This is a genomic window from Burkholderia sp. SRS-25 (genome assembly GCF_004343765.1).
Lineage (GTDB): Bacteria > Pseudomonadota > Gammaproteobacteria > Burkholderiales > Burkholderiaceae > Burkholderia > Burkholderia contaminans.
Genome location: NZ_PTXM01000007.1, coordinates 126919 through 139141 on the forward strand (window position 1 = coordinate 126919; position 12223 = coordinate 139141).

The 12223-nt window shown below is 70.0% G+C and carries 16 protein-coding genes; 12 read left to right on the top strand and 4 right to left on the bottom strand.

The window, feature by feature from the left end; all coding sequences use genetic code 11:
- The first annotated feature begins 15 nt into the window (after nucleotides 1-15).
- Nucleotides 16-351 (top strand): zf-TFIIB domain-containing protein, encoded by a 336-nt coding sequence (locus tag C5O79_RS10835; RefSeq protein ID WP_046545343.1) that lies wholly within the window; start codon nucleotides 16-18, stop codon nucleotides 349-351.
- Nucleotides 352-438: 87 nt separating this feature from the next.
- Here the strand turns inward: C5O79_RS10835 and C5O79_RS10840 are convergent, their stop codons facing one another.
- Both C5O79_RS10840 and C5O79_RS10845 read right to left on the bottom strand, forming a co-directional pair.
- Complete coding sequence (locus C5O79_RS10840) at nucleotides 439-849, bottom strand: Hsp20/alpha crystallin family protein (RefSeq protein WP_122473748.1); 411 nt, start codon at nucleotides 847-849, stop codon at nucleotides 439-441.
- A gap of 16 nt (nucleotides 850-865) precedes the next feature.
- Nucleotides 866-1306 (bottom strand): Hsp20/alpha crystallin family protein, encoded by a 441-nt coding sequence (locus C5O79_RS10845; protein WP_046545344.1) that lies wholly within the window; start codon nucleotides 1304-1306, stop codon nucleotides 866-868.
- Between the two features lie 247 nt (nucleotides 1307-1553).
- On the opposite strand from C5O79_RS10845, the gene C5O79_RS10850 reads away from it, so the two are divergent.
- Nucleotides 1554-2471, top strand: coding sequence for a 3-hydroxyacyl-CoA dehydrogenase NAD-binding domain-containing protein (locus tag C5O79_RS10850; protein ID WP_122473749.1), 918 nt, complete (start codon nucleotides 1554-1556; stop codon nucleotides 2469-2471).
- A gap of 34 nt (nucleotides 2472-2505) precedes the next feature.
- On the opposite strand, the gene C5O79_RS10855 is transcribed toward C5O79_RS10850, so the two are convergent.
- On the bottom strand, nucleotides 2506-2787 hold the full coding sequence (locus C5O79_RS10855; RefSeq protein ID WP_122473750.1) for a DUF4148 domain-containing protein: 282 nt from the start codon (nucleotides 2785-2787) through the stop codon (nucleotides 2506-2508).
- A 173-nt stretch (nucleotides 2788-2960) separates the two neighbouring features.
- On the bottom strand, nucleotides 2961-3809 hold the full coding sequence (locus tag C5O79_RS10860; protein WP_046545347.1) for a LysR substrate-binding domain-containing protein: 849 nt from the start codon (nucleotides 3807-3809) through the stop codon (nucleotides 2961-2963).
- A gap of 328 nt (nucleotides 3810-4137) precedes the next feature.
- On the opposite strand from C5O79_RS10860, the gene madL reads away from it, so the two are divergent.
- The 10 genes from madL to C5O79_RS10910 all read left to right on the top strand — a co-directional run bounded on the left by madL (nucleotide 4138) and on the right by C5O79_RS10910 (nucleotide 12133).
- Complete coding sequence (gene madL, locus C5O79_RS10865; protein ID WP_034186756.1) at nucleotides 4138-4533, top strand: malonate transporter subunit MadL; 396 nt, start codon at nucleotides 4138-4140, stop codon at nucleotides 4531-4533.
- 11 nt (nucleotides 4534-4544) lie between these two features.
- On the top strand, nucleotides 4545-5312 hold the full coding sequence (gene madM / locus C5O79_RS10870) for a malonate transporter subunit MadM (RefSeq protein WP_122473751.1): 768 nt from the start codon (nucleotides 4545-4547) through the stop codon (nucleotides 5310-5312).
- A gap of 131 nt (nucleotides 5313-5443) precedes the next feature.
- Nucleotides 5444-7090 (top strand): malonate decarboxylase subunit alpha, encoded by a 1647-nt coding sequence (gene mdcA / locus C5O79_RS10875; protein ID WP_122473752.1) that lies wholly within the window; start codon nucleotides 5444-5446, stop codon nucleotides 7088-7090.
- A gap of 10 nt (nucleotides 7091-7100) precedes the next feature.
- Nucleotides 7101-7418 (top strand): malonate decarboxylase acyl carrier protein, encoded by a 318-nt coding sequence (gene mdcC, locus C5O79_RS10880; protein WP_105815734.1) that lies wholly within the window; start codon nucleotides 7101-7103, stop codon nucleotides 7416-7418.
- Complete coding sequence (locus C5O79_RS10885) at nucleotides 7415-8353, top strand: biotin-independent malonate decarboxylase subunit beta (protein WP_046545351.1); 939 nt, start codon at nucleotides 7415-7417, stop codon at nucleotides 8351-8353. The genes mdcC and C5O79_RS10885 overlap by 4 nt, the downstream gene beginning before the upstream one ends.
- The gene (gene mdcE / locus C5O79_RS10890; protein WP_047850439.1) at nucleotides 8340-9047 is read left to right on the top strand and encodes a biotin-independent malonate decarboxylase subunit gamma; all 708 of its coding nucleotides are present in this window, start codon (nucleotides 8340-8342) and stop codon (nucleotides 9045-9047) included. Before C5O79_RS10885 ends, mdcE begins: the two co-directional genes overlap by 14 nt.
- A complete protein-coding gene (mdcG, locus tag C5O79_RS10895; RefSeq protein WP_122474522.1) occupies nucleotides 9034-9702 on the top strand; it encodes a malonate decarboxylase holo-[acyl-carrier-protein] synthase in 669 nt (222 codons plus the stop codon). Before mdcE ends, mdcG begins: the two co-directional genes overlap by 14 nt.
- Entirely contained in the window at nucleotides 9699-10565 is an 867-nt protein-coding gene (gene mdcB, locus C5O79_RS10900; protein WP_122473753.1) for a triphosphoribosyl-dephospho-CoA synthase MdcB, read from the top strand. Before mdcG ends, mdcB begins: the two co-directional genes overlap by 4 nt.
- Nucleotides 10562-11494, top strand: a complete 933-nt coding sequence (locus tag C5O79_RS10905) for an acyltransferase domain-containing protein (protein WP_122473754.1) — start codon at nucleotides 10562-10564, stop codon at nucleotides 11492-11494. The genes mdcB and C5O79_RS10905 overlap by 4 nt, the downstream gene beginning before the upstream one ends.
- Nucleotides 11495-11611: 117 nt before the next feature.
- Nucleotides 11612-12133, top strand: coding sequence for a phospholipase D-like domain-containing protein (locus C5O79_RS10910; RefSeq protein WP_122473755.1), 522 nt, complete (start codon nucleotides 11612-11614; stop codon nucleotides 12131-12133).
- Nucleotides 12134-12223 lie beyond the last annotated feature (90 nt).

The window sequence follows — 12223 nt, forward strand, 5'->3', positions numbered from 1 at the left end:
GAAAGGAGAAGCGCGATGAAATGCCCTGTCTGCAAGACGCCCGACCTGTTGATGGCCGAGCGCCAGTCGATCGAGATCGACTACTGTCCGACCTGCCGCGGCGTGTGGCTCGATCGTGGTGAGCTCGACAAGCTGATCGCGCGCGAAATCGGCGATGCGCCAGCGCGTCGCGACGAGCCGCCCGTGCGGCACGATGCGCAAGCGCCGCGCGGCCACGACGGCGGGTGGGGGCGCGACGCTCGCTCGCATGACGGCCGTGACCGATACGATGGCCGCTCGTACGACGATCGCTACAAGCACGACGGCCAGCGTCGCAAGAAATCCGTGTTCGACCTGTTCGACTTCGACTGATTGCGCCGCATGTCGTAGAAAAGCCCCGCCGGGCGCATACCCGGCGGGGCTTTTTCATGCGTGCGGGATGATCGCCCGCCCGGGAACTTACGCGTTGCCGGCCGTCACGTCGATACGGCGCGGACGCGTTTCCTCGCGGCGCGGAATCGTCAGCGTCAGCACACCGTCGCGCAGGTTCGCGTCGATCCTCGACGTGTCGAGATCCGGGCTCAGCACGAAGCTGCGCGCATAGCGCGTCGCGCGAATTTCGGCATGGCGCACGCGCAGGTCGGCCGGCGTGTCGAGATGCGTGTCGGCTTCGATCGTCAGCGTGTTGTCGTGCACCTTCACGTCGAGATTCTCGCGCGGCACGCCGGGCAGGTCGGCCCGCAGCGTGACACCCAGATGATTCTCGACGATGTCGACGGCGGGCGTGATCGCGGGACGGCGGGCCGCTTCGGCGGCAGCGGGGTGGACGGTGTTCGTCTGACGCTCGGCCAGGGTCGGGTTCGTATTCATGTCGGTATCCTGAATATTATTGAACGGTGATCGCGCGCGGCTTCGATGCCTCGCGCCGGCCGACGCGAATCAGCAGGCAGCCGTTTTCGTAGCGGGCGCTGACCTGGTCGGGATCCGCGTCCCGGGGCAGCTCGACGACACGGCGGAATGCGCCGTGGAAGCGTTCCTGCGCATAGGTGCGCAGATCGTCGCCTTCGCCGCGCGGCGCAGGCTTGCGCTCGCCGCTGATCGTCAGCAGGTCCTTGTCGATCGAGACGTCGAAGTCGGCCGCGGCCATGCCGGGGGCGAACGCGACGATCTCGATGGCGCCGTCGGTGGCGCCGACGTTGAGCGCGGGAAAGGCGCCGGGCCGTACCGCGCGAATGCCGGCCGGACGATCGCCGAGCAGGTTGGCCATCTGCCGCTGCACGCGGGTGAATTCGTCGAACAGCTCGCTGCCGAAATGGATACCGCTCATGTTGGTCCTCCTGAACAGGGAACGCGGGAGACGTGACGGCGCGACGCCTGCGGCGGGCGCGTCGTGGAAGCTCCACTGGGTCGAAACGGGGGCAGTGCGTTGCATGCTGCACTGCCCGACGACGCATAATTAGTGGCAGCCGAAGCGCATTTCAAGAGGGAGTCTGCAATCTGCGTCAATGCAGGCCCGCGTGATTCGATGCGACAATCGCCGCGATGTTTTTGCAGACCAACGACACGGGACAATCATGGACATTCGACGCATCGCGATCGTCGGCGCCGGCGTGATCGGCGCGAGCTGGGCCGCCTTCTATCTGACGCAAGGTTTTGACGTCGTCGCGACCGATCCGGCGCCGCAAGCCGACACGCGGCTGCGCGACGCACTCGCAGCGGTTCTCGGCGACCGGGCCGCCGAGCTTTCCGCGCGGCTGTCGTTCGACGCCGATCTCGTGCGTGCGCTCGACGGCGTCGACTTCGTGCAGGAGAACGGACCGGAGCGGCTCGACCTGAAGCGCGAGTTGTACCGGCAGATGGACGATGTGCTGCCCGCGCACGTGCCGATCGCATCGAGTTCGTCGGGCCTGAAGATGTCGGATATCCAGACCGCGTGCGACAAGCACCCGGAGCGTTGCCTGATCGCGCATCCGTTCAATCCGCCGCACCTGATTCCGCTCGTCGAGCTGGTCGGCGGCGATGCCACCAGCCAGGAAGTGATCGCGCGCGTGAAGGCCTTCTACGATGCGCTCGGCAAGCAGACGATCGTCCTCAACAAGGAGATGACCGGCCATGTCGCGAACCGGCTCGCGGCCGCGCTGTTCCGCGAGGTGTATCACCTCGTCGGCGAAGGTGTCGTGAGCGTCGCCGATGCAGACAAGGCCGTCGCATGGGGGCCCGGCCTGCGCTGGGGGTTGATGGGGCAGTGCCTGACCTATCACCTCGGCGGCGGCGCGGGCGGGATCGCGCACTTTCTCGAACACCTGTCGGGGCCGATCACGAGCTGGTGGGACGATCTCGGCACGCCTTCATTCGATCCGGAAGTCGACCGCAAGCTGAATGACGCGTTGCGCGCGATCCAGGGCGAGCGCTCGATGCAGGAACTGGCGGCCGAACGTGACCGCCTGCTCGTCGAGCTGATCGACGCGCGGCGGCGCAGCTTCCTGCCGTGATTGCGCAGCGGCGTCGCGTACGGGCTGCGGCCGGCTACTGCTGCGCGGCGGTTTGCGGTGCCTGCGGCGTCTGCGCGAGCCATGCCGGGCTCGCGGCCTGCACCAGTTCGCGGTTGCGCGCGCGGGTCGCGGCGTTCGGCGGGTAGTTGCCGTCGTTCGTCGGCAGTTCGCCGTCGAGATAGGCCTGCTTGAGTTGTGCAATGACCTCCGCGCGGGTCAGCCCCTGCGCGGGCGCCGCGGTATCGGGCGTCTGGGCAAAGGTGGGGGACAGCAGCGCGGCGGCGGCGGTCGCGACGGCGAATCGCAAGACTTTCATGGCGTGCTCCGATCAAGGGGACGGGACACCGGATGCGCGCGGCGGCTGGCCGTGCGTTCCGATGGGTCCCATTGTCGCGAGCAGGTGCTGCGCGGACGATGACGCGTTCCGGGCAAAGCTGTCAGGTGCGGGGGCGGGCACGCTTGCGCATGCGTGCGGCGCGCCCGGTACGGTTACAACTCCGACGCCGCCGTGATCAGCGTGGCTTCGAGTGCGAGCGTCGAACGCGACGCAGCCGCCGGCCGGTCGATCACGTATTCGAGTTCGCCGAGTTCGGGCAACCCGGCGTCGAGCCGCGCGAGCCCGGCTGGAATCACGTAGCCGGCGAATGCGCTGACGCCGAGCCCCGCGCTCGCGGCCGCGCGCAGCACCGCGATGCTGCTGCTCACGACGGCGATCCGGTAAGGGCGGCCGACCGCCTCGAGCGATTCGAGCACGCGGCGGCGCGACACGCTCGGCTCCGGATGCATCGCGAGCGGCAGCACGGCCTCGTGGCCGGTGATCCGCGAATCGGGGCCGGTGCACCAGTACAACGGTTCGCTGCGGATCACGCGGCCGCGCCGGCTGCCGGCGACGCGCTTCGCGAACACGAGATCGTGCCGCCCCTCGTCGAGCGCGTCGAACAGGTCGCCCGACAGCCCGGTCGAGATCGCGAGCTCGACTTCCGGATTGCGCTGCACGAAGCTCGCGAGCGCGGCCGTCAGGTGCGCCGACGCGAAATCCTCCGACATCGCGAGCCGCACCTTGCCCGACAGCGGCGGCCCGCATACCGACGTGACGGCCTCGTCCATCAGTTCGAGAATGCGCACCGCGTAGCGGAACAGCGCGTCGCCGTGCTGCGACAGGTGCACGTTGCGCGTGTCGCGCTCGAACAGCGGCCGGTCGAGCAGCTCCTCGAGGCGGCGGATGTGCTGGCTGACGGTCGACTGCGACAGGCTCACGCGCTCGGACGCGGCGGTGAAGCTGCCGGACTGGGCGACGGCGACGAAGCTGCGCAGCAGCTCGGGCGGTAACGGACGCATTGCTAAATCCACTGAATCGGTTTCGACAACTTCATAAATGGCCGGATATTGCGGCGCTAGTATCGGATCACGCCCCGGTGCGGCCCGCAACGGGGCGCACCGGACGCGTAGCCCGCGTCGTGCCGGCGGCTGCTTCATTCAGTCTACGGCATCCGGCGTCCGGCCCGTAACCGCATCATCCCATCGACCGCCCGAGAACGTGCCCGCATGACGGGCCGCCGGGCCGCGGCGCACCGCCGCAGGAGACACGCCCGGAGCGGGATCGGCGGGCAAGATTCGGCTCCTGCTGGCGGCAATGCGCCCGTCACGAAGAGACTGGAGACGACTCATGATCATCTACGGAACCGCGCTGTTGGCGTTCTGCCACCTGGCCGGACTGTTTCTCGGCGACCTGCTCGGCAGTGCGATCGGCGTGAAGACCAACGTCGGCGGCGTCGGCATCGCGATGCTGCTGCTGATCTGCCTGCGCCTGTGGCTGCACCGCCGCGGCTGGCTGCCGAAGGAGACAGAGGCGGGCGTCGGTTTCTGGGGCGCGATGTACATCCCCGTCGTGGTCGCGATGGCCGCGAACCAGAACGTCGTCGCCGCGCTGAAGGGCGGCCCGGTTGCGCTGCTGGCCGCCGTCGGCGCGGTCGCGATCTGCGCATGCTGCATCGCGGTACTGGTGCGCACCGGGCGCGACGACACGGCCTTCGCGGGCGTGCCGCAATTCGAAGAACAGTAACGGAGGCCGCCATGCTGCAGATGCTCGAAAAAACCGTCGCCCACAACGGGCTCGTCGCGTCGTTCGCGCTGGTCGGCCTGATCATGTGGCTGTCGTCGATCGCGTCGCGCAAGCTCACGTTCGGCCGCGTGCACGGCTCGGCGATCGCGATCGTGATCGGTCTCGTGCTGGCCTATGTCGGCGGCGCATTCACCGGCGGCGAGAAGGGGCTGGCCGACGTCAAGCTGTTCGCCGGCATCGGCCTGATGGGCGGCGCGATGCTGCGCGATTTCGCGATCGTCGCGACCGCGTTCGAAGTGCAGCCGACCGAGGCGCGCAAGGCCGGGCTGATCGGCGTCGTGTCGCTGCTGCTCGGCACCGTGCTGCCGTTCATCGTCGGCGCGTGCATCGCGCGCGCATTCGGCTATACCGACGCGGTCAGCATGACGACGATCGGTGCGGGCGCCGTCACCTACATCGTCGGCCCCGTGACGGGCGCGGCGATCGGCGCAAGCTCCGACGTGATCGCGCTCAGCATCGCGACGGGGCTCGTCAAGGCGATCATCGTGATGATCGGCACGCCGGTCGCGGCCAACTTCATGGGCTTGAAGACACCGCGCTCCGCGATGATCTTCGGCGGCCTGGCCGGCACGGTCAGCGGCGTGAGCGCGGGCCTCGCGGCGACCGACCGCCGGCTCGTGCCGTACGGCGCGCTGGTCGCGACGTTCCATACTGGCGTCGGTTGCCTGCTCGGGCCCTCGCTGCTGTTCTTCACGACGCGCGCGCTGGTCGGTGCGTAGGGCGATGCGACGCGGCCCGCATGCGGGCCGCATCCATCGCGGCGTCCTCTGAGTCGCATTCGTCAACATCATCAATCGGCGGCGGCGCCAGGCTTAGAATGCCGCTGAACCATCGAAGCGGAGAACTTTTCATGACCGGATGGAATCACGCGCGGCAGGCGCGCGATGCACGCCTCGCGGCCGGTGCGCGTTTCGCGCAGGGCAAGCGGGTCGATGCGCGCGACACCGTCGCGTTGCTCGAAGCGGTGCTGCGGCCCGGCGATCGCGTGTGCCTCGAAGGCGACAACCAGAAGCAGGCCGACCTGCTCGCCACCGCGCTCGCCGACGTCGACAGCGCGAAGATCCACGACCTGCACATGGTGCAGTCGGGCGTCGTGCTGCCCGAGCATCTCGACGTGTTCGAGCGCGGCATCGCGAAGCGTCTCGACTTCGCGTATTCGGGCCCGCAGTCGCAGCGCATCGCGAAGCTGCTGTTCGGCGGCAAGATTGCGCTCGGCGCGGTGCACACCTATCTCGAGCTGTTCGCACGCTACTTCATCGACCTCACGCCGCAGGTCGCGCTGATCGCCGCGGTCAGCGCCGATCGCGACGGCAACCTGTACACAGGCCCGAACACCGAAGACACGCCGACCGTCGTCGAGGCCACCGCGTTCAAGGACGGCATCGTGATCGCGCAGGTCGACCGGATCGTCGACAAGGTGCCGCGCGTCGACATCCCGGGCGACCGCGTGCATTTCGTCGTCGAGGCCGGCCGGCCGTTCTACGTCGAGCCGCTGTTCACGCGCGATCCGGCCGCGATCACCGAAACGCAGATCCTCACCGCGATGCTCGCGATCAAGGGCATCTACGAGCCGTACGGCATCAAGCGCCTGAACCACGGGATCGGCTTCAACACGGCCGCGATCGAGCTGCTGCTGCCGACCTACGGCGAGAAGCTCGGGCTGAAGGGCAAGGTCTGCTCGCACTGGGCGCTCAATCCGCACCCGACGCTGATTCCCGCGATCGAGTCGGGCTGGGTCGAGCAGATCCACTGCTTCGGCTCGGAAGTCGGGATGGACGACTACATCCGCGCGCGTTCCGACATCTGGTTCACGGGCCCCGACGGGTCGCTGCGCTCCAACCGCGCGTTTTGCCAGACGGCCGGCCTCTATGCGTGCGACATGTTCATCGGCTCGACGCTGCAGATCGACTTGTCCGGCCATTCGTCGACGGTCACGGCCGAGCGCATCGCCGGTTTCGGCGGCGCGCCGAACATGGGCAGCGACGCGCGCGGCCGGCGCCATCCGAGCGAGCCGTGGCTGAAGGCCGGCGCGGAAGCCGACCCCGACACGCCGGCGGCGCTCAGGCGCGGCCGCAAGCTCGTCGTGCAGATCGGCGAGACGTTCGGCGACAAGAACGTGCCGATGTTCGTCGAGAAGCTCGACGCGCTGAAGCTCGCCGACAAGCTGCAGCTCGACCTCGCGCCGATCATGGTCTACGGCGACGACGTCACGCACATCGTCACCGAGGAAGGGATCGCGAACCTGCTGATGTGCCGCGACAAGGACGAACGCGAGCACGCGATCCGCGGCGTCGCCGGCTATACGGAGATCGGCCGCGGCCGCGACCGGAAGATGGTCGAACGGCTGCGCGAGCGCGGCGTGATCCGTCGCCCGGAGGATCTCGGCATCAATCCGCTCGACGCCGATCGCCGCTGGCTCGCCGCGCGTTCGATCAAGGATCTCGTGCACTGGTCGGGCGGCCTGTATGCGCCGCCGGCCCGGTTCCGCAACTGGTAAGGACAACGGCATGGAACAGTTGAACTATCGCTTCACCGCGCGCGAGCGCGCGAAGGGCGAGCAGGCCGCGGCGCTCGTCGGCGTGGTGGCATCCGGCAATCTCGAAGTGCTCGTCGAGCGCGTGCTGCCGGGCAACGAATGCGAGATCGACATCCGCACGGCGGCGGTCGGGTTCGGCGCGGTGTGGCAGGCCGTCGTCGCGGATTTCGTCGAGCGGCGCACGCCGGGCGGCCTGAAGCTGTCGATCAACGACGGCGGCGCGCGGCCCGACATGGTGTCGCTGCGGCTCGCGCAGGCGGTGCGGGCGATCGAGGGAGGGGCAGCATGAACGACGTGAAGCACGATCACGACGCCCCCGCGTTCGTCGCGAATGCCGCGAGCTGGTACGAAGCATCTGCACGGCAGCGCATCGACGGGCTGCTGGACGCGGGCAGTTTCAGCGAATTCCTCGGCCCGGCCGAGCGCGTGACGAGCCCGCACCTGCCGCTGTTCGACCTGCCTCAGCAGTTCGACGACGGGATGGTGGTCGGTCACGGCCGGCTCGACGGCCAGCCGGTGTTCGTCGCCGCGCAGGAAGGCCGCTTCATGGGCGGCGCGTTCGGCGAAGTGCACGGCGCGAAGCTCACCGGGCTGCTGCGTGCCGCGCGCGAAACCGGCAAGCCGGTGCTGATCCTGTTCGATACGGGGGGCGTGCGGCTGCAGGAAGCGAACGCGGGCGAACTCGCGATCGCCGAGATCATGCGCGCGCTCGTCGAAGCGCGCACGGCCGGCGTGCCGGTGATCGGGCTGATCGGCGGGCGCGCGGGCTGCTACGGCGGCGGCGGGCTGCTCGCCGCGTGCTGCTCGGCGCTCGCGGTGTCGGAGCAGGGCCGTATCAGCGTGTCGGGCCCCGAAGTGATCGAGACCAATCGCGGCGTCGAGGAATTCGATGCGAAGGACCGCGCGCTGATCTGGCGCACGATGGGCGGCAAGCACCGGCGGTTGATCGGCGGCGCGGATCGCTACGTGGCCGACACGCCCGATGCATTCCGTGCGGCGGCGCTCGAGCTGATCGGCCGTGCGCCGACGTTCGATGCGACGATGTTGCGCGCGGAGCAGGCCCGCCTCGAAGCGCGTGTCGAACGGTTCGGCGCGTGCAAGGATGCGCTCGACGTGTGGCGCACGCTCGGTGCAAGCGCACCGGAAGCGATCCCGGGGATGCCCGACGATGCGTTCGCCACGCTCGCCGACCAATTGCAGGAGAGCTCGCATGACGCTCGATGAAGTGCTGAATTCACTGTTCCCGCAAGGCCATTCGATCGCCCGTCACGGCGGCCTGCTGACCGGCCATGCCGAACTGGCCGGCACGCGTGTCGACGTGATCGGCGTCGCCGACCGGTTGCCGTTCGGCATCGACGAGGCACTTTCGCTCGCGGCGCGCGTGCTCGACACGATCGAGCGCGGCGGCGACACGCCGATCCTCGTGCTGGTCGACAGCGACAGCCAGCGGATGAGCAAGCGCGATGAACTGCTTGGCCTGAACGAAGGGCTGTCGCATCTCGCGAAGTGCCTGATGCACGCGGATCTCGCCGGGCACCGGACGATCGGCGTGCTGTACGGCCACACGGCCGCGGGCGCGTTCATCGCGACCGCGCTCGCGACCCGCACGCTGCTCGCGGTGCCGGGCGCGGAGCCGGAGGTGATGGACCTGCCGTCGATGTCGCGCGTGACCAAGTTGCCGATCGACGTACTGAAGGAGATGTCGCGCTCGACGCCGGTGTTCGCGCCGGGGCTCGACAATCTCGTGAAGATGGGCGCCGTCGACGCCGTGCTCGATCCGGCCCGTGCGCTCGACGCGCAGGTCGGTGAATGGCTCGGCAAGCCGGCCGACCGCGTCGACCGGCGTGCGTCACGCGGCCGGCCGGTTGCCGCCGATGTCGCCCGGCGCGTCGAGGCACTCGCGCGTGCCGCACGCTGAGCTGCCGCTGCGCCGCCACACGCTCGTCACGCTGACGGCGGCGGGGTGGGGCGCGGCATTCGCGCGCGACGCCGCGCTCGCGGCCGATCCGCTCGTGCGCGCGTGGGCCGAACGCGGCTGGCCGCTGATCGTGCGCCGCGCGTCGCCCGACGAGGCCGACGCCGGCCGCGTGCCGCTCGGCTTGCCGCTGCCGCCTTCCGCGGGCAAGCGGCGCATCGCGCTGAACGCGGCTGCTGACGCGCTCGCGACGGTCGGCCCGCTGCCGGCGTTGTCCGACGTGCTCGCCGCCGCGCCCGACGCATGGCGCACGGCGTTGCGCGAACTCGATGCGCTCGGCGCGCGTCACGGCGTGCAGGGTCGCGTGTTCGGCAGCCTCGCATGGCAGGCGCTGACGGGCGAGCCGTACATGGGGGCCTCGTCCGATCTCGACATCGTGTTCCCGCTGCCGGACCCCGCATCGCTCGTGCCGCTGCTCGACGGCCTCGCGGCGATCGACGCGCGCGCGCCGATGCGCATCGATGGCGAACTGCTGCGCGACGACGGCGCGGGCGTCAACTGGCGCGAACTGCACGCGCGGCAGCCTGAAGTCGCGGTCAAGACCGCGATCACCGTCGAACTGATGCCGGCCGACGCGTTCATCGGAGGTGCGCGATGAGCGCATGGACTGCCTGCCGCGTACCGGCGCTGTCCGACGCCGAGCGCATCGCCGAACTGGCCGAGCGCAGTCTCGTGCTCGAAATCGAGACCTATCCGAAGCCGGGGCTCGTCAGTCATGTCGACACCGGCAGTCATACCGACATGGATGCCGCGACGTTCGCCCGCAGCGCTGCCGTGCTGCGGCCCTACTTCGCCGAGTTGGCCGATGCAGGCGCGCGCGATGCGGACATGGCCGTGCTGCGCAAGATCGGCCTGCGCGCCGAGCACGCGATGCTCGCCGCGACCGGCGGCGTCAATACGCATCGCGGCGCGATCTTCGGGCTCGGGCTGCTGTGTGCGGCTGCCGGTCGGCGCGCGATACCGGGAACCATGCCGGCGGGAGTGACGCTCGGTGCGTTCGTCTCCCGCCGCTGGGGTGCCGATATCCTCGGCGGCCCGCGCTTGCTCGACAGTCACGGCGAACGCGCGAGCCGCCGCTACGGCGTCGGCGGCGCGCGTCGCGAGGCGGCCGACGGGTTCACGACCGTCTATGCGGTCGGACTGCCCGCGCTGCGCCGCGCGCAGCGCGACCTGCCTGGCGACCGCGAAGCCGCGCGCGTCGATGCGTGCTTCGCGCTGATCGCCGCGCTCGACGATACGAACCTGCTGCACCGGGGCGGGCAGGCCGGCCTCGACTTCGCGCGGGCGACCGCGCGCGCGTTCGTGGCACGTGGCGGCGTGCGTGCGCGCGACTGGCGGCTGCGCGCGGCCGCCGCGCATCGTGCGTTCGTGGCGCGGCGGCTGAGCCCGGGCGGCGCGGCCGACCTGCTCGCGATGAGCGTCTTCGTCGATGCGCTCGACGTTGACGAGGGCGTGCGATGACGCTGGCCATCCTCTGTTCGGGGCAGGGCGCGCAGCGCGCCGACATGTTCGACCTGACCGGCGCCGCGCCGCAGGCCGACGCACTGTTCGCGCACGCCGGCCGGCTCCTCGGCGACGATCCGCGCGCGTGGGTCCGGCAGGCCGGGCCGGACGCGCTGCACGAGAACCGTGCCGCGCAGATTCTCTGCACGGTCCAGGCGCTCGCCGCCGCCGCGCTGCTCGACGCGGTGTGGCCGCGCCGGCGCTGCGTCGCCGGCTATAGCGTCGGCGAAGTCGCGTCGTGGAGCGTCGCCGGGATGATCCAGCCGGACACCGCGCTCGATCTGGCCGATGCACGTGCGCGCGCGATGGATGCCGCGAGCGGCGGCGACGAGCGCATGGTGTTCGTCCGCGGCCTGACGCGCGCCCGACTCGCGCGGTTGTGCGAAGGCCGCGACGCGGCGATCGCGATCGCGAACCCCGGTGACGCGTTCGTGGTCGCGGGGCGGCAGGCCGATGTCGACGCGGTGGCCGACGACGCGTCGCGCGCCGGCGCGCTGCGTGTCGCGCCCGTCTGCGTGCGGATCGCGTCGCACACGCGCCGGCTCGCCGCGGCCGTGCCGGTGTTTCGCGCGTCGCTCGCCGTGACCGACGTGCGGCGGCCACTGCCCGGCACGCGGCTCTTTTCGGGGATCGATGGCGCATCGGTGCTGGACGTCGACGCCAGTCTCGACAAGCTTGCGCGGCAGATCGCGGAGCCGGTCGAGTGGGCGGCCTGTCTTGCCGCCTGCGTGGAGGCCGGTGCGACCGCGTTCCTCGAGCTCGGTCCCGGCCGCGCGCTGGCCGAGATGGCGGGCGGCGCCTATCCGGCGCTGCCGGCGCGCAGTCTCGCGGATTTCCGTTCCGTCGACGGCATCGAGAGCTGGCTCGCGCGCGTCGCGGCGGGCTGATCGACCGCTTGAAAAACGCGCTGTAACCCGTTCGCCGGGCCCCGGTTTTGCGCTGTGTGTTGCGCCGGCGCAGCAGCACCGCAGCCGGTGCTTGCCACGCGAATTGGCGTCGCTACAATGGCGCCCGCCATGAGACCAGCCGCCTTCCTTCTCGCTGCGCTTTGTTGCGCGGCGAGCGCCCACGCCAGCCAGATTCCGTCCGATGCCGCATCGGTCGGCACATACTTTTCGTATGACAATGCGGCGGCCGACGCGACCGTCGACCTGATCGGGCAGGCACAGCGCCGTGTGCTGCTGGCCGGCTACACGCACGTGCCGCCGACGGTCGCGAGCGCGCTGCGCGCGGCCCGCGCGCGCGGGGTCGAGGTGCGTGTCGTGCTCTTGCGTTCGCCGCGCGCGGGCAGATACAGCGGCGCGGGCTATCTGAAATCTTCCGGTATCGACGTGGCGATCGATTCGCGGCACGGCGATCCTGCGCCGCGCTTCGTGATCGTCGACGACAGCGTCGCGCTGACCACGCTGTCCGAAGGGGCGGCCGCACATGCGGAAACGGTGAACGTGTTCCAGCGTGCGCCCGAGCTCGCGCAATCCTATGCACAGTCGTTCTGGCGGCTGTACCGGCAGGCCGCCGGCCTCTGACCCTTTCCCGCGGCGCCACACGCGCCGGTATGACCCTGCTTGCATCGGCGCGGCCGATGAACCATGCTCGTTGACAGGCGCCGACGCGGG